At 71.3% G+C, this 14383-nt stretch carries 16 protein-coding genes; 9 read left to right on the top strand and 7 right to left on the bottom strand.

Features of this window, described 5'->3' with window-relative positions; translation table 11 throughout:
* Window positions 1-237 precede the first annotated feature (237 nt).
* Window positions 238-627, top strand: coding sequence for a VOC family protein (locus ACTOWY_RS41705; protein WP_441315115.1), 390 nt, complete (start codon window positions 238-240; stop codon window positions 625-627).
* Window positions 628-1413: 786 nt separating this feature from the next.
* On the opposite strand, the gene ACTOWY_RS41700 is transcribed toward ACTOWY_RS41705, so the two are convergent.
* The 3 genes from ACTOWY_RS41700 to ACTOWY_RS41690 all read right to left on the bottom strand — a co-directional run bounded on the left by ACTOWY_RS41700 (window position 1414) and on the right by ACTOWY_RS41690 (window position 3102).
* Entirely contained in the window at window positions 1414-2067 is a 654-nt protein-coding gene (locus ACTOWY_RS41700) for a LuxR C-terminal-related transcriptional regulator (RefSeq protein WP_441315114.1), read from the bottom strand.
* A gap of 15 nt (window positions 2068-2082) precedes the next feature.
* Complete coding sequence (locus tag ACTOWY_RS41695) at window positions 2083-2733, bottom strand: class I SAM-dependent methyltransferase (RefSeq protein WP_441315113.1); 651 nt, start codon at window positions 2731-2733, stop codon at window positions 2083-2085.
* A gap of 234 nt (window positions 2734-2967) precedes the next feature.
* The gene (locus ACTOWY_RS41690; protein WP_282106362.1) at window positions 2968-3102 is read right to left on the bottom strand and encodes a hypothetical protein; all 135 of its coding nucleotides are present in this window, start codon (window positions 3100-3102) and stop codon (window positions 2968-2970) included.
* Window positions 3103-3358: 256 nt separating this feature from the next.
* Between ACTOWY_RS41690 and ACTOWY_RS41685 the strand changes: the two genes are divergently transcribed.
* The 7 genes from ACTOWY_RS41685 (at window position 3359) to ACTOWY_RS41655 (ending at window position 10190) form a co-directional block, all read left to right on the top strand.
* A complete protein-coding gene (locus ACTOWY_RS41685; RefSeq protein WP_441315112.1) occupies window positions 3359-4144 on the top strand; it encodes a hypothetical protein in 786 nt (261 codons plus the stop codon).
* Between the two features lie 31 nt (window positions 4145-4175).
* On the top strand, window positions 4176-5189 hold the full coding sequence (locus tag ACTOWY_RS41680) for a TOMM precursor leader peptide-binding protein (protein WP_441315111.1): 1014 nt from the start codon (window positions 4176-4178) through the stop codon (window positions 5187-5189).
* Window positions 5186-6553 (top strand): YcaO-like family protein, encoded by a 1368-nt coding sequence (locus tag ACTOWY_RS41675; RefSeq protein WP_441315110.1) that lies wholly within the window; start codon window positions 5186-5188, stop codon window positions 6551-6553. Before ACTOWY_RS41680 ends, ACTOWY_RS41675 begins: the two co-directional genes overlap by 4 nt.
* A 17-nt stretch (window positions 6554-6570) precedes the next feature.
* Complete coding sequence (locus ACTOWY_RS41670) at window positions 6571-7395, top strand: SagB/ThcOx family dehydrogenase (protein ID WP_441315109.1); 825 nt, start codon at window positions 6571-6573, stop codon at window positions 7393-7395.
* A gap of 2 nt (window positions 7396-7397) precedes the next feature.
* A complete protein-coding gene (locus tag ACTOWY_RS41665) occupies window positions 7398-8003 on the top strand; it encodes a CPBP family glutamic-type intramembrane protease (protein ID WP_441315108.1) in 606 nt (201 codons plus the stop codon).
* A 13-nt stretch (window positions 8004-8016) separates the two neighbouring features.
* A complete protein-coding gene (locus ACTOWY_RS41660; RefSeq protein WP_441315107.1) occupies window positions 8017-8973 on the top strand; it encodes a hypothetical protein in 957 nt (318 codons plus the stop codon).
* A gap of 77 nt (window positions 8974-9050) precedes the next feature.
* Window positions 9051-10190: a serine hydrolase domain-containing protein gene (locus ACTOWY_RS41655; RefSeq protein WP_441315106.1), complete on the top strand. Its 1140-nt coding sequence runs from the start codon at window positions 9051-9053 to the stop codon at window positions 10188-10190.
* A 161-nt stretch (window positions 10191-10351) separates the two neighbouring features.
* Here the strand turns inward: ACTOWY_RS41655 and ACTOWY_RS41650 are convergent, their stop codons facing one another.
* Genes ACTOWY_RS41650 through ACTOWY_RS41635 form a run of 4 tightly spaced genes read right to left on the bottom strand, consistent with a single transcriptional unit; the run spans window position 10352 to window position 13823 of the window.
* Window positions 10352-10981 carry a response regulator gene (locus tag ACTOWY_RS41650; RefSeq protein WP_247764008.1) on the bottom strand — a complete coding sequence of 210 codons (630 nt, stop codon included), beginning with the start codon at window positions 10979-10981 and terminating at the stop codon, window positions 10352-10354.
* A complete protein-coding gene (locus tag ACTOWY_RS41645; RefSeq protein ID WP_441315105.1) occupies window positions 10978-12126 on the bottom strand; it encodes a sensor histidine kinase in 1149 nt (382 codons plus the stop codon). The genes ACTOWY_RS41650 and ACTOWY_RS41645 overlap by 4 nt, the downstream gene beginning before the upstream one ends.
* Before the next feature lie 24 nt (window positions 12127-12150).
* The gene (locus tag ACTOWY_RS41640; protein WP_441315104.1) at window positions 12151-12978 is read right to left on the bottom strand and encodes an ABC transporter permease; all 828 of its coding nucleotides are present in this window, start codon (window positions 12976-12978) and stop codon (window positions 12151-12153) included.
* Window positions 12975-13823: an ABC transporter ATP-binding protein gene (locus tag ACTOWY_RS41635; protein ID WP_441315103.1), complete on the bottom strand. Its 849-nt coding sequence runs from the start codon at window positions 13821-13823 to the stop codon at window positions 12975-12977. The genes ACTOWY_RS41640 and ACTOWY_RS41635 overlap by 4 nt, the downstream gene beginning before the upstream one ends.
* Window positions 13824-13948: 125 nt before the next feature.
* On the opposite strand from ACTOWY_RS41635, the gene ACTOWY_RS41630 reads away from it, so the two are divergent.
* Window positions 13949-14368: an ASCH domain-containing protein gene (locus ACTOWY_RS41630; protein WP_441315102.1), complete on the top strand. Its 420-nt coding sequence runs from the start codon at window positions 13949-13951 to the stop codon at window positions 14366-14368.
* Window positions 14369-14383 lie beyond the last annotated feature (15 nt).

Here is a 14383-nt window from a genome sequence, read left to right as displayed (position 1 = left end):
GCGCCCTGCGTGCCCTGGCTAACCGGTGGCTGGAAATTCTGTGGCACTGCCTCACCCGAGGCGTCCGCTACGACGAAACCGTTCACCTTCGCAACCGACAACAGGCCCTCCACCCGCCGTCGGCGGCATGAGGTTGACAGAAGGTGTCTCATCGCCCGCCCTCCGTCGTGGCCGTTTCGTTCAAGACGGTAACCCGCCGGGCGGCCTAGCGTGGGCGTGACGTTGAAGGAGGAGCGGATGAAGGCACGTTTCGCCGTGATCGGCATCGTGGTCGCGGACATGGCCAGGTCGCTGGCGTTCTACCGGGAGCTGGGCCTGGACCTGCCAGCCTCGGCCGATGCCGAGGGACATGTGGAGCACGTGTTGCCCGGCGGGGTGAAGCTGGCCTGGGACACCGAGGCGACGATCGCCTCGTTCACCCCGGACTTCACCCCGCCCGCACCCGGTGGCCGGCTGAGCCTGGCCTTCGAGGCCGAGAGCCCGGCCGAGGTGGACGCGCTGCACGAGCACCTGGTCGGCCTGGGGCACCACAGTGAGCTAGCGCCGTTCGACGCGTTCTGGGGCCAGCGTTACGCGGTGGTGCTGGACCCCGACGGCAACGGGGTGGACCTGTTCGCCGCCCGCTAGCCAGCCGGCCACCAGCCCGGCCCGCAATTCGCCGGCGTGTTGGCCGTTATGGACGCCGAGTTGGCCGTTATGGACGGTGAGTTGGCCGAACTCGTACGCCACGTTGGCCGTTGTGGGACGCCGTAGGTCGCTGCGGTCAGGCGAAGCCCGGGACGGGCAGCGGGGGTGGCTTTTCAAACTCCATCCGAGCGGTTCCCCATCCCCGTCAGCCAGGATGCGGTTTGGTATCGGAGGGCTGACGGGGATGGGGAACCGTACGAGCACTGCTCTTTGCTCTTGCTCTTCGTTCTTCCTCCCATCCCTTGATTCCTGCCCGTCCGGCGAGGACGCCCTTGATCTTCGCTCTTGACTGTCAACCCGAAGATCAAAAAGGGATGGCCTCGCCGGCCGGGCAGACCACCGGAGGGGTGGGGCAGATCAACACCCGGGCAAGCGGGTTGCGGGGCGGGGTTTGGGCTGCCGGGGCCGGATCCAGCGTGGCTCCGAGGGCTCGCGTGTTCTCCGTACGGCCTTCCGCCAGCCAACCACACCCCGATGAGCGGCCCCCGTCACCTTGGGTTGGCCGGGCGGCGGATTGTGTTGCAGGGGCCGCTCATCGGGGTGTGGTCTGCATGCTCCAGGCCGTACGGAGAACACGCGAGAACCCTCGTCGTGGGGTTTCACCCCACCCCGCACCCCTTGCCCGTCCCACAACGGCCAACGTGGCGTACGAGTTGGGCCAACTCGGCGTCCATAACGGCCAACTCGGCGTACGACAACGGCCAACACGGTGCGGGTGGGGGTGGGTCAGTCCTCTAGGGCGATGCTGTTCTGGCGTAAGGCGATGGTCACCGCTGAGGTGCGGTCCTGGGCGGAGAGCTTCTTGAAGATGCGCCGCCAGTAGGTCTTTACCGTCGCCTCGCTCACCGACAGGCCCTTGGCGATCTGCGCGTTGGTGTGCCCGGCCGCGGCGTGCCGGAGCACGTCGATCTCGCGCAGGCTCAACGGCACGGTCCGCCGCGGGGTCCGGGCGGCCATGGCCAGCCGGGCGGCCACCGCCGCGGTCAGCGGGGTCTGCCCGCTCACCGCGGCGCGCATGGCCTGCACGATGTCCCGCGGTGGCGCGTGCAGGGACACGCAGCCGTTGGCCCCGGCCAGCAGGGCTTGCAGCACGTAGGCGCTGTCCTCCGTTTCGGTGAGCACCAGCACCTTGGGCTGGTGCCGCAGTGTGGTGACCGCGCTGAGCAGGTCGACCCGGGTGCACAGGGTCGCGCTGGCCAGCACCAGGTCGGGCCGCAGCCGCTCGATCTCGGTCAGGGCGCGGTCGTCCTCGGTCACCTTGCCCACGACCAGCAGGTTCGGGCATTCCAGGATGACCGCGGCCAGGCCGAGGCACACCACCAGGCGCCGGTCCAGCACGACCACCCGGCGGGGCCGGGGGCCGGGTCCGTCGAGGTCCATCGTCGTCGCGCCCGGTCAGGCTCTCCCGGCGGGTCCGGCCCCTCGGCGCAGCAGCAGGTGCAGCGCGATCGCGGTGGCCGGATCGCCGGTGGCGAAGCCGTTGAAGTCACCGGTGCGGATCTCCGCGGTGACCTCGGCGCCACTGGTGACCCGTTCGGCCAGCTCCGCGGCCTCGGCGGCGGAGAGCGAGGCGGTCACCTGGTCCCGCAGGTAGTCCCGTTCGGCGTCGGTGGCCGCCGCGGCCAGGAACGGTTCCAGGGTTGCCGGGTCGGTGGCCGCCGGCCGGATCAGGTCGACGACGTAGCAGAGGCCGCCGGGTGCCAGGAGGTCCAGCACGGCGGCGAGTTCGGCCACCGGATCGGTCCACAGGCCCAGGCACAGGTGCACCAGCACCAGGTCGGCCCGGCCGATGCGGGTGGCCGCGGCCGATCCGGGCAGCTCACCGGCGGCCAGGGGGAACAGTTCCGCGCCGGTGCCTGCCAGCCGGGTCCGGGCCGCCTCGATCGAGGGGCGGTGCGGGTCGAGGCCGAACAAAGCGCTGTCCGGGAGTTGTTTGGCCGCGATTTCCAGCATTGTTCCGCCGCCGCAGCCGACATCCAGGACCCGGTCCGGTGTGCGGCCGAGTTCGGAAATGCCGACGGACAGCGCGACACAGGCCGAGATCATTGTTTCGCGTAGATCATAGGCGGTGCTGACCGCCGATAGTCCCGGATCGGTGAACCAGCGTTGGGCGTGCTGCCGATGGTGTGCGCGCCCGGTAATTGATGACGGCGTTCGAGTATGACGGAGCATGCCGCGTACTCCCCCCAGGAGTCCGAGAACGGTGGCGGCGGAACTGCTTCCGCCGCCACCGGAGTGTACCCGCCGATCGGCGCGGGAAAGCGGCCGATCAGGTGGAGATCAGCCGCCGCTGCAGCAGCAGCACGGGATCGTGGTGGTGCAACGAGCCGCCGCCGGCTCGAACAGGCTCGACTCCTGGCCGTGCGTGGTGATGGTGATCGACGGGATCTCGACCTTGTTCAGAAGTTCCTGCATGACAGTTCCCTCCAGTGGTGAAGAAAGTGCACCGGTATTGCGGTGCAGACCATATCCGCAACCGGGTGGAATGGGGCAAGACATCTGTTGGAGGGCGTAAGAGGTCCACTATCGACGGGTCGATCGTCGTCTTTCGGTGGAGGCCCGTGTACCCCTATCGGTTGACACGTAATGTCTCATGCTCTGTTGTTCGCCGACGACCATTTCGTCTAGGTTGACGCCATCGCCAATTCTGGCCGGAAGAATTGAGGGGGGCATGTCGGAGAATAGAACTGCCATTTTTTATGCCGGTGACCGGGTGCTGGTCCGGCTGGCCCTGGCCGAGGCGGCGGGCATGACCTGCGTGGACACCCCCGCCGCGGCCGACCTGGTGGTCGTGGACGCCTGTTCGCTGGCCCAGGAAGACCTCCACTTGCAGGTTGCGGCCATTGACCAGGCCATTCCCCGGGTGGTGCTCTCCCCGCTCGGGGCCGAACTGGCCCCGGACGGCACCTTCCCCGCGGTGCAGGCCCAGGCCGAGACGGCCGCCCTGGACGGGGCCGCGGACACCGTGGTGCTGCGCTGCGCCCTGCTCGGCCAGGACCTGGCCAGGGCCTGCGTGCACGGCACCGTCGAGGGCACCTTCTACAGCACCTGCGAGCCCGCGGGCACGGCCTGGCTGGACGCCGCTGACCTGGCACAACTCATCGCTGTGCTGGCCGCCGACCCCGGCAGGCGGGGCGGCCGGGCCTATGAGGTCACCGGCCCGGACATCCTCGGCGTGCCCGCGGCGATCGAGCTGCTGGCCGGGATCGCCGACGCGCCACGCAGGCACGTCTACCTGCCGGAAGAGGCGTATCTGCACGCCCTGCGGCGGGCCGGGATCGACTCCCCGGCCGGGGAACGCCTCGGCCACCACCTGGCCTGGGGCTCGGTCAAGGCCCGCCGCGCGGTGTCCCCGGTCCTGGAGCGCGCGCTGGGCCGGGCCGGGCGGCCACCGGCGGCCTACCTGCCCGCGGCCTGGCACGCCTACCAGTCCGAACTCGCCGCCACCCGCGGCTGAGCAACCGACCGTCGTACACAGGAGGTTCACAGTGCAGGGTTCGAGCACGGACAGAACCGGGTCGGCCAGCCGGGCGAGCTGGCGCACCGATCCCGGCACCCGGGTGCTGGCCGCGGGGGAGGACGTCCTGGTCAGAGCCGGGGACGCGGTGGTCAAATGCGCGGGCACCGGCCTGTTGCCGCTGGTCGCGGCGCTGCTGGAACGCACAGACGGCGGCGTCCTGGAACCGGTGCTCTTCGCTGACCTGGACCAGGACCAGCGGGACCGCGCCGACGCGGTGATCGACCACCTGGTCGAGGCTGGGCTGCTCATCGAGACCGGCGCGCCCGGCACCGCCGACCCGGTGGTGCTCGGCCTGTGGCGGCGCTCCGGCCGCGCGGTGGAACGGGCGGTGATCGCCGAGCGGCTGCGCACCGCCACGGTCCGGATCAACGGCGGCGGGACACTGGCCGCGCGGATCCGGACCGAGGTCGCCGCGGCCGGACTGGCCCTGGCCGGCGAGGACGATCCGGCCGGGGTGACCGTGGTGGTCGGCGAACACGAGGACGATCCGGTGCTGGCCGACTGGAACGAGCAGGCCCTGGCCGACCCTGACCACGGCCCGTGGCTGGCGGTCACCCCCTACGACGGCGAACGCGCCGCGGTCGGCCCGTGGATCGTGCCTGGTGAATCGGCCTGTCACCACTGCTACCGGCTGCGCAGGGCCGCGGTGTTCCCCGACGCCGGACTCTCCGTGGAACTGCCCCAGGCCCGCTGGCTCGGCCCACGCCTGGACGCCGCGGCCGCCGCCCCCGGCCTGGTCGCCGTGCAAACCGGCCTGGTCCTGGACTGGCTCCTGGAATACCTCGCCCTCGGCGACCGCAGTGCCCAGCTGGTGCCCGGCGGCGTCAGCACGGTCGAGCTGGACCTCAACGGGCTGCGCATCGGCAGGCACCGGGTGCTGCGGGTGCCGCGCTGCCCGCGCTGCGCGCCCGGCCGGGACACCGGACATCCGCAGGTCTGGTTCCACCAGCTGCTCACCGCCGGATCGGACGGCCCGGCATGACCGCGGCCACCGCCTACCGGCCCGGCGCCGGGCCGGATCGCTGGACCAGCACCGCCGAGGCGGAGGCGGCGATGGCGATCTACCTGTCCCCGCTGACCGGCATCGTCCGCCGGGTCTATGAGCGCATGCACGATGTGGACGACCTGTACGCGCACTCCATGGGCAGCGAGACCTGCGACTCCCGGCTGCTGCTCGGCGCGGCCTGCAACAAGGGCAACGGCGGCTGGGACGCCAGCCACACCGGCGCGCGGCTGGCCGCGATCGGCGAGGGCGTGGAGCGCTACAGCGCGGCCTGGGTGCCGGAGCAGGCGTTGCGCTACGGCAGCGCCGAGGAACTCACCGACGCCGGCCTGACCTGCGTCCAGCCCGGGCAGCTGACCCTGTTCGCGGACTGGCAGTTCGGCCGGTCCGGGTTCCCCTATGTGCCATTCACCGCGGCCACCCGGTTGTGGTGGACCGAATCGCGGCGACTGCACGACGGCGCGGCGGTGTGGCTGCCCGCGCAACTGACCTACCTGCGCAACAACCTGCCCGACGACAGCCGGATCGGCTACCCCACCAGCAGCGGGCTGGCCTTCGCCAACACCCCGGCGGAGGCTGCGGTCTCCGGCATCCTGGAACTCGTCGAACGGGACGCGTTCATGCTGGCCTGGCACCACCGATTGTCGTTGCCACTGCTGGATCCCGGCTCGGACCCGGCCCTGGCCGAACTGATCCGGCGGCACGCCGCCCCGTCCGGACTGGACTTCCACCTGGTCGACCTGAGCGTGTTCACCGGCATCCCGGCCATGCTCGGCGTGGTCCGCAACCGGGCCACCGACCTCGCCCCGATCGGCCTGGGCGCGGCGGCGGCCGGATCGCCGAGGCGGGCCGCGGCCAAGACGTTGTTCGAGGCGTTCAGCACCCGCACCTGGGCCTGGGCCCAGCAACGCGAGGGCCAGGTGGTGCCGCCGCACGGCGACTACGAACAGACCGTGCGCAACTTCGAGGACCACGTCGGCCTCTACACCTCCCCGGACATGGTCCCTGGCACCGAATTCCTCACCGCCAGCCCGCACCGGCGCACCCTGGCCGAACTGCCCGCACTGCCCGACGGCACCCCGGGACAACTCCTGTCCGGCCTGGTGTCCACCCTGGCCGAGCAAGGCGTCGAACTGCTCGCGGTGGATGTCACCAGTCCCGACGTGCGCGAGGCAGGCGGACACGTGGTGAAGGTGTTCTCCCCGCAGCTGCAACCCCTCGATGTGGGCTTCCAGCAACGTTTCCTGGGCGGCAGGCGGCTGCGGGAGCTGCCCGTCGCGCTGGGCCTGACCGGCCCTGTGGACACCGAACACCTCAACCCGCTGCCACATCCGTTTCCCTGACCTGGGGGTGAATGTCCGTGACCGACAGCAGCATCCACGGCTCCAACGTCCTAGAAATCGTCTACACCGACGGCGTGCCCGGCATCGACGACCCGGCGGAGAACTACTTCCAGGCCTCCAAGCTCTACAGCGCCGCCCTGCCCTGGGACGTGCCCGGCGTGGTCGCCCTGGAACAGTCCGCCGAACTGCGGGAGATGGCCGCCCGCTCCGGCCGCTGGTACCCCAGCCGACCCACCGTGGCACTGCCCGAACCGGCCCCACTGACCGCCGATCTGGCCCAGGTGCTCGACTCCCGGCGCAGCGCCCAGGGTTTCGGCGGCGGCGAGGTCGGTCTCGACGTGCTGGCCGGAGTGCTGCGGCGCACCTACGGGATCAACCGATGGCAAGGGCACCAAGGCTTCCGGCCCACCCCCTCCGGCGGCGCGCTGTACCCACTGGACCTGTACGTGGTGGCCCGGCGGGTCACCGGACTGCGGCCGGGGCTCTACCACTTCGACCCGTTCCGCGGCGTGCTCGCCGACCTGGGTGAGATCGACCTGGACGCCTTCGACGGCTGCGGCAACCAGGCGGAGATGTCCGGGCAAGCCGCCTTCGGCCTGATCCTCTCCGCCAGCTTCTGGCGGTCCCGGTTCAAATACGGGCAGCGCTCACTGCGGTTCGTGCTGATGGAATCCGGGCACCTGGCACAGAATCTGCTGCTGGTCGCCACCGGCTACGGGCTGCCGAGCAGGCTCATCGGCGGCTTCGACGACGATCCGCTGACCGCGCTGCTGCCCGATCACAACGGGGTGGACGACGCGCCGGTGTACGTGGTGCTGATCGGCACACCCCCGGCGGGCTAACGATGTTGCTGGCCGGGGTGCTCGGCCATCTCGGGTTGCCGTGGCTGCTCCTGGTGACCGGGCGGGTGCTGGGCAGGCACACCGCGGCGGTCTACGACTGGGGCACCGTGCTGTGCGCGCTGCCGGTGCTGGCCCTGGTAAGTCCACAGTGGACTGGACAGGGGCTGTGCTGGACCGCCGTGGGCGCACTGGCCGGGGTGGCGATGCCACTGTCCGCGGCCAGGCTGGCGGGCAGGCCGTTGTCGTTGGCGCGCAAGGGAGTGCCCGCCGGAGAGCTGCTGCGGCTGACGTTGTGCGCGGCGGCCGAGGAACTGCTGTGGCGGGCCGGGGCACCGGAACTGCTCACCCGGCTCGGCCTGCCCGCCCCGGCCGCCACCGGGCTCGCGCTGGCCGGATTCGCGCTGCTGCACCTGCCCGGTGGTGGCCCGCGCCGGTTGCCGTACCACCTGGTGTCCGGTGCCGTGTTCACCGCGGCGGCGGCCACCGGCGGGCTGGCCGCGGCCATCGCCTGCCATCTCGCGCACAACCTGACCCTGGCCACCGCCGTGCCGCGGCGCCCACCCGCCCCGGCGGCCAGGGCCCTACCCGCCGTCAGTGACTGGGATTAGAGGGGGAGAACCCATGTGGGGCAAGAGAATAGTCGTGCTGGTCGGACTGGCGGGCGCGCCGGTGCTGGTGCCGCTGGCACTGTCCACGGTGAGCCGGGTGCGGCAGGTCCGGCGCGGCCGGGCCACCCGGCCGGTGCCACCGGGCGAGCCGGGACGGGGCCGGGAAATCGAGAAGGCGGCCGGGATCGTGGCCATGTCGGAGTTCCTGGTCCGGCTCGCCGGGTACGACCGGGCCGCCACCGAAGCCGTGCGGCCACTGCTGATCCGCCTGGAAACCATGGTCTACCAAGGAGACCTGGCCTTCGAGGCCGCCCAGCGCGCCGGTGACACGGAGGTCGATCCGGCCTGGCGCGAAGGCATCGAGATCGCACTGGCCGAACACGGGCTGTCCGGCCCGGACACCGACGCGGCCGTGGCCGTGTTGGCGGGGTATTTCCGCGCCGAATCCCGGCTGCTGCTCGGCGAGACCGAACCGGACGCGGAGAACCTGTTGCGCCTGACCTACGACCGCTCCAGCGACATCCACCTCCTGTGGGCGGTGCTGCACCGGATCCGCGGCACCCAGCCCGCACCGGAACTGACCGCGTTGCTGCGGCACTGGCTGGCGTTGCTGGAAATCGGCCACGACCAGCTGTCCTACCAGCGTGACCGCGCCGACAACGCGTTCAACCTGCTGCGCCTGCAGGTTCGCGCGCACGGCCCGGCCCGCGCGGCCGCCGCGGTGCGCGAACTCCGGGCGGCCATCACCGGCCCGGCCGCCGCGCTGATCACCACCGCCGACCGCCACACCCTGGGCGCGCTACTGGTCGCCATGCTCGCCGTGGACACCGCGGGCGCGCACCTGCTGCCTCGCCTGGTCGCCCTGCTGCCCACCCCGGTCTCCCGCAGGCTCGCCCTGGCGCTGCTGCACGCCGACGAACGCCGCTACGGCCCGCTGCCCGAATTGCTCTCGGAGCAAACTCGCAGGTGAGAGGGTGCGATTCGGCCGGAAATGGTGGGCCCGCCGGGTTATCTTGACCGCGAGTCACCGGTCGGAGGAGGAACCACATGCAGGGCACGGTCGCGGCGGGGTACGAGGGCGTGCGCGCGGAGTTCGCGAAGGTGGTCGCCGCGGAACGCGCGGACTACGCGGGCCAGCTGGTCGCCTACGTGCGTGGCGAGAAGGTCGTGGACCTGTGCACGGGTCCCGGGTTCACCGCCGACACGCTGACCGGGGTGTTCTCCGCCACCAAGGGGGCGATGTCGCTCGTGGTGGCCCTGCTGGTGCAGGACGGCGTGCTGGATCCCGACCAGCGGGTCAGCCACTACTGGCCGGAATTCGCCGCGGAAGGCAAGCAGGACATCACCCTGCGGGAGGTGCTCGCGCACCGCGCGGGAGTGGTCGGCGCGGATGCCGGGTTCAGCCTGGCGGAACTGTCCGACGACCGGCTGATCGCGGCGCGGCTGGTGGGCCAGCGACCGTACTGGCGGCCGGGCACCGCGTACGGCTACCACGCGTGGGTGATCGGCGCGCTGGCCGGCGAGGTGGTGCGGCGGGTGACCGGACAGAGCATCCAGGAACTGTTCGAGGAACGGATCCGGGCGCCGTACGGTCTCGACTTCTACCTTGGGCTGCCGGCGGAGCTGGAGCCGCGGTTCGTGACCACGTTGCCGATGCTGCCGACCCCGGAACAGCAGGCCGAGATCGACGCGGACGACAGCGGGCCCGAGAGCCTGGCCGCGATCGCGTTCAACACCCATCGGGCCGACGCACCCGAACTGTGGGACTTCCCGAACCAGCGGATCGCCAGGGCACAGGGCCAGACCTCCGCGGGCGGGGTCGCCTCGGCGCGGGGCCTGGCCGCCCTGTACGCGGCGGCCACCACGGGCCACGGCGGCAGGCCACCGCTGCTGAAACCGGACACCGTGGCGGAGTTCGCGCAGATCCAGTCGATCGGGCAGGACGTGGTCTCCCGCGTGCACAAGGCTTTCGGACTGGGCTTCAGCGTTGTGACCGAGTTCTACCCGTTCCTCGGACAGGGCGCGTTCGGGCACAGCGGCGCAGCGGGTTGCCTGGCCCTCGCCGATCCACGCAGCGGCCTGGCCTACGGCTACAACCGCCGCCGCTACGCCTACCCCGGCGGCGCGGCGCCGGAGAACACCGACCTGCTCCGCGCCTGCGTCACAGCCGCCCGCGCGACCCGCTAAGCAGGCCGCTCGCCGACGTGTTGGCCGTTGTCGTACCCAGTCTTGGCCGAACTCGTACCACTTGGGCCAACTGGTACGCCCACTTCGGCCAACCCGGCGTACCAGTTGGGCCAACTCGCCGTCCACAACGGCCAACACACCGTCCGGAACGGCCAACACGGTTAGAGGATGCCGCGGGACATGGCGGTGGTGACGGCGGCGGTGCGGTCGTCTACGCCGAGTTTGCCGAAGATTTTGATCAGGTGGCTTTTGACGGTGGCCTCGCCGATGGTGAGCTGGCGGCCGATCTCGGCGTTGGTGCAGCCCTGGGCGACCAGCCGCAGCACCTGCACCTCCCGCGCGGTCAGTGTTCCGGCCGCGGGGGCGCGCAGGTGGCTGAGCAGTTTGGTGGCCACCGTCGGGGTCAGCACGGTCTCGCCGCGGGCGGCGGCGCGCACCGCGTCGGTCAGCTCGGCCCGGGGCGTGTCCTTGAGCAGGTAGCCCGCGGCGCCGGCCTCCACCGCGTGCACGATGTCCCGGTCGGCGTCGTAGGTGGTCAGGATCAGCACCCGGACCCCTGGCAGTTCGGCGGTGATCCGCGAGGTGGCGGTGGCCCCGTCCAGATCGGGCATGCGCAGGTCCATCAGCACCACGTCCGGGCGTAGCCGGCCGGCCAGCTCGATGGCCTCCGCGCCACCGGCGGCCTCGCCGACCACGTCGATGTCCCCGGCCAGGGACAGCATCCCGCGCAGCCCCTCGCGCACCACCGGGTGATCGTCGGCGAGCAGCACCCGGATCGCTCGCCCGGTCATGGCGCGGTGATCCGCACGGTGGTGCCCTGCCCGTGGTCGCTGTGGATGTGCACGCTGCCCCCGATCCGTTCCAGTCTGGCCCGCATGCCCGGCAGGCCGAAGCCGGTGGCCTCGGCCGGGTCGAAACCGCGCCCGTCGTCGATGATCTCCAGGGTGCTGCCGTCCGCGGTGAAGGTCAGTCTGGCCGTCACCCGGCCGGGTGCGGCGTGTTTGGCGATGTTGGCCAGGGCTTCCTGGGCGGTGCGCACCAGCACCGCCTCGGTGGCCGGCGGCAGATCCGGTGGCCCGCCGTGCACGGTGACCTCGTGCGGCACGCCCAGTTCCTCGGCGAGCTGGCGGACCAGGCGGCAGATCACCTCGCTGAGCGTGGAGTCGCGCAGTGCGGCCGGCATCAGGTCGGTGACCAGTGCCCGCGCCTCGGCCAGGTTCTGCCTGGCGGTGCGTTCGGCCAGCCGCAACTGGTCCCGCGCCCGGTCCGGGTCGGCGGTGACCAGGGCGTCCGCGGTCTGGATGAGCATCACCAGGCTGGTGAAGCCCTGCGCCAGGGTGTCGTGGATGTCGTGTGCGAGCCGTTCCCGTTCGGCGCGTTCGCCCTCGCGGTGGTAGGCGGTGTGCAGCTCCGAACGGACCTGGCGCAGCTCCCGGTTGAGCCGTTCCCTGGCCTCGGCCGCCTCGATCAGCCGCCGGGACAGCACGCCGAGCCCGATGGTGGCGGGCAGGCAGCCCGCCACCCCCAGCAGCGAACCCAGGATCGAGAGCTGGCTCCAGCCGAAGTGCTCGGCGACCGCGAAGCCGCTGAGCACGGTGGTCACCGCGACCGCCAGATTCGCCAGCCACAACTGCCTGACCAGCCAGAACACCTGGGCGAACAGGTCGGGTAGCAGGACCAGCGCGATGGGGGAGGCCAGCACCAGCGCGGCCTGTAGTGGGATGGCGCCGAGCAGGTAGACCAGGCTGCCGATGGCTGACACGGGGCCGGTGCGCACCGCGGGCGCGCCGAGCACCAGGTACCAGAGCCAGGCCGCGGCCAGCAGCGGATAACCCCACCAGGGCGCTTCCACCACCGGGAACAGGCCCGCGGTCAGCAGCAGCACGAGCGCCTGCACGGCGTGCCACTGCCAGGCCTGTTCCCCTGGGGCGGCCATCGGTCCCTCCCTGTCCTGCCGCGGTCAGCTCCGCGCGCGCTGCCAGCGGAACGTCGCCACCGAGAGTACGAGACCGGCCACGATCCAGAGTGCCAACACGATCGCGATGCCAGGGTGGTCCCACGATCCGGCGGGTTCCATCCGTTGCAGCTCCTCGGGCAGGAACACCGAGCGCAGCCCCTGGCTGAGCCACTTCAACGGGAACACCCCGCCCACGGCCTGCACCGGCCCCGGCAGTTCGGTGAAGACGAAGAACACCCCGGAGATGAACTGCAGCACCACGAAGATCGGCATCACCACCGCGGCGGCGCTGCGTCCACTGCGCGGCACCGCGCTCATCGCCACCCCGAGCAGGGTGCAGGCGATCACGCCGAGCAGCAGCACCCAGCCGAGGGTGAGCCATTTCCCGGCGGTGGCGGGCATGGTCAGGCCGAAGAACAGGGAGCCGAAGACCAGCAGCAGCACGGTCTGCGCGATCGAGGCGACCAGCACCAGCACGGTCTTGCCGATGAAGTAGGCGCTCAGCGGCATCGGCATGGCGCGCAATCGTTTCAGCGTGCCGTCGTCGCGTTCCAGGGCGATGCCCACGGCCAGTAGCACGAACGTGGTGCCCATGACGCCGGTGGCGACCATGCCTGCCAGGAAGTACTGGGTGAAGTCGACGTCGGTGCCGGGCAGTTTGCGCTGGAAGATCGCGCCGAAGAGCACGGTCATCAGCAGCGGGAAGGAGAACGTGAAGATCACGGTGTCCTTCTGCCGCAGGAACTGTTTCAGCTCCAGCACACCGCGGCGCAGGCCGATGCCCAGCGCGGTGGCCCGGCGGGTGTCGCGGGCCGAGGTGGTGGTGGTCATCGCGCACCGCCGATCAGTCGCAGGTAGGTGTCCTCCAGGCTGGGTCTGCGCACGCTCAGTTCGGGCACGTCGCCGTGGTAGCGGGCGGCGAGTTCGCCGACGGTGCGGGTGGGGTTGTCGGTGCGCAGTTCGTGCGTGCCCTCGGCGTCGGTCCAGGCCACGGTGGCCTGTTCCCGGTCCCGGCCGCCGAGCTGGCGCGGGGTGGCCACGTCCACGAGTGTCCCGGCGGCGATGACCGCGACCCGGTCGGCCAGGTACTCGGCCTCGTCGAGGTAGTGGGTGGTGAGCAGGATGGTGGTGTCGGCGGCGCGCAGACCGCTGATCAGCTCCCAGAACTGCCGTCGCACCGCCGGGTCGAAGCCGGTGGTGGGCTCGTCCAGGAAGAGCAGTCGCGGGTTGCCGATGATGCCCAGGGCCACGTCGAGCCTGCGCCGCTGACCGCCGGAGAGCCGGTGCACCCGGGAGTCGCGTTTGTCGGTCAGGCCCACCGCTTCGAGGAGTTCGTCCGGGTCGCGGGCGTCGGGGTAGTAGTAGGCGAAGTGGTTGAGGACTTCGCCGACGGTGAGTTCGGGGAAGTCCCCGTTCTCCTGTAGCACCACGCCGATCCGCCTGCGCCAGCCCAGGCCTGCTTTGGCCGGGTCGGCGCCGAGCACGGAGACGGTGCCGCCGTCGCGGTCCCGGTAGCCCTCCAGGATCTCGATGGTGGTGGTCTTGCCTGCCCCGTTCGGGCCGAGCAGGGCGAAGATCTCGCCGTGCTCGATGTCCAGGTCGACGTCCTGGACCGCCGGGGTCCGTTGGTAGGTCTTGCGCAGTCCGCGGATCCGGACCGCCGGGTCTCCAGCCATACCGGAAGTCTGTCGCCGGCGAGCCCGGTCGCGGCAGCATCGGGCGATGGTCGGATCGACCCACCGTTCGGTGGATGCCCCGATATCGGCTTGCTCTCCGGCCGGGTGTCCGTAGGGTGCCCGGCATGGATCTTGACGGGCTGCCCAAGGCCGAGTTCGGCTTCCCGGGACCGCTACGGGACCGCCTGGTGGCGGCCATCCTCGGCGGCGCGAAAACCACCACCTCGGCCCTGGTGCTCAGCTATGAGGCCGCAGGCGAGCCGCTGCCCGAGGCGGGGCAGCGGGAGGTGGTGGTCGACTCGGCCGACCGCCCGGTCGCGGTGATCGAGCTGACCGAGGTGCGGGTGCTGCGGCTGGCCGAGGTCGACCTCCGGCATGCCCTGGACGAGGGCGAGGGCGACGAGTCCGTGGCGCAGTGGCGGGCGGGGCACGAGGAGTTCTGGCACAGCCCGGAAGTGCGGGCCGAACTGGGCGATCCGGAGTTCACCGTGGACGACGACACCCTGGTGCTCGCCCAGCGCTTCCGCGTGCTGACCCCGGTCTGAGGCCAGCACGCGCGG

Source organism: Crossiella sp. CA198, assembly GCF_052078295.1.
Classification (GTDB): domain Bacteria; phylum Actinomycetota; class Actinomycetes; order Mycobacteriales; family Pseudonocardiaceae; genus Crossiella.
The sequence above is the reverse complement of the archived record's forward strand: the minus strand, read 5'-3'. Positions and strand labels throughout refer to the sequence as shown.

Coding starts and splice junctions, on each gene's coding strand:
- ACTOWY_RS41705 (WP_441315115.1), top strand. CDS start 238: ATGAAGGCACGTTTCGCCGTGATCGGCATCGTGGTCGCGGACATGGCC.
- ACTOWY_RS41700 (WP_441315114.1), bottom strand. CDS start 2,067: ATGGACCTCGACGGACCCGGCCCCCGGCCCCGCCGGGTGGTCGTGCTG.
- ACTOWY_RS41695 (WP_441315113.1), bottom strand. CDS start 2,733: ATGATCTCGGCCTGTGTCGCGCTGTCCGTCGGCATTTCCGAACTCGGC.
- ACTOWY_RS41690 (WP_282106362.1), bottom strand. CDS start 3,102: ATGCAGGAACTTCTGAACAAGGTCGAGATCCCGTCGATCACCATCACC.
- ACTOWY_RS41685 (WP_441315112.1), top strand. CDS start 3,359: ATGTCGGAGAATAGAACTGCCATTTTTTATGCCGGTGACCGGGTGCTG.
- ACTOWY_RS41675 (WP_441315110.1), top strand. CDS start 5,186: ATGACCGCGGCCACCGCCTACCGGCCCGGCGCCGGGCCGGATCGCTGG.
- ACTOWY_RS41665 (WP_441315108.1), top strand. CDS start 7,398: ATGTTGCTGGCCGGGGTGCTCGGCCATCTCGGGTTGCCGTGGCTGCTC.
- ACTOWY_RS41660 (WP_441315107.1), top strand. CDS start 8,017: ATGTGGGGCAAGAGAATAGTCGTGCTGGTCGGACTGGCGGGCGCGCCG.
- ACTOWY_RS41655 (WP_441315106.1), top strand. CDS start 9,051: ATGCAGGGCACGGTCGCGGCGGGGTACGAGGGCGTGCGCGCGGAGTTC.
- ACTOWY_RS41650 (WP_247764008.1), bottom strand. CDS start 10,981: ATGACCGGGCGAGCGATCCGGGTGCTGCTCGCCGACGATCACCCGGTG.
- ACTOWY_RS41645 (WP_441315105.1), bottom strand. CDS start 12,126: ATGGCCGCCCCAGGGGAACAGGCCTGGCAGTGGCACGCCGTGCAGGCG.
- ACTOWY_RS41640 (WP_441315104.1), bottom strand. CDS start 12,978: ATGACCACCACCACCTCGGCCCGCGACACCCGCCGGGCCACCGCGCTG.
- ACTOWY_RS41635 (WP_441315103.1), bottom strand. CDS start 13,823: ATGGCTGGAGACCCGGCGGTCCGGATCCGCGGACTGCGCAAGACCTAC.
- ACTOWY_RS41630 (WP_441315102.1), top strand. CDS start 13,949: ATGGATCTTGACGGGCTGCCCAAGGCCGAGTTCGGCTTCCCGGGACCG.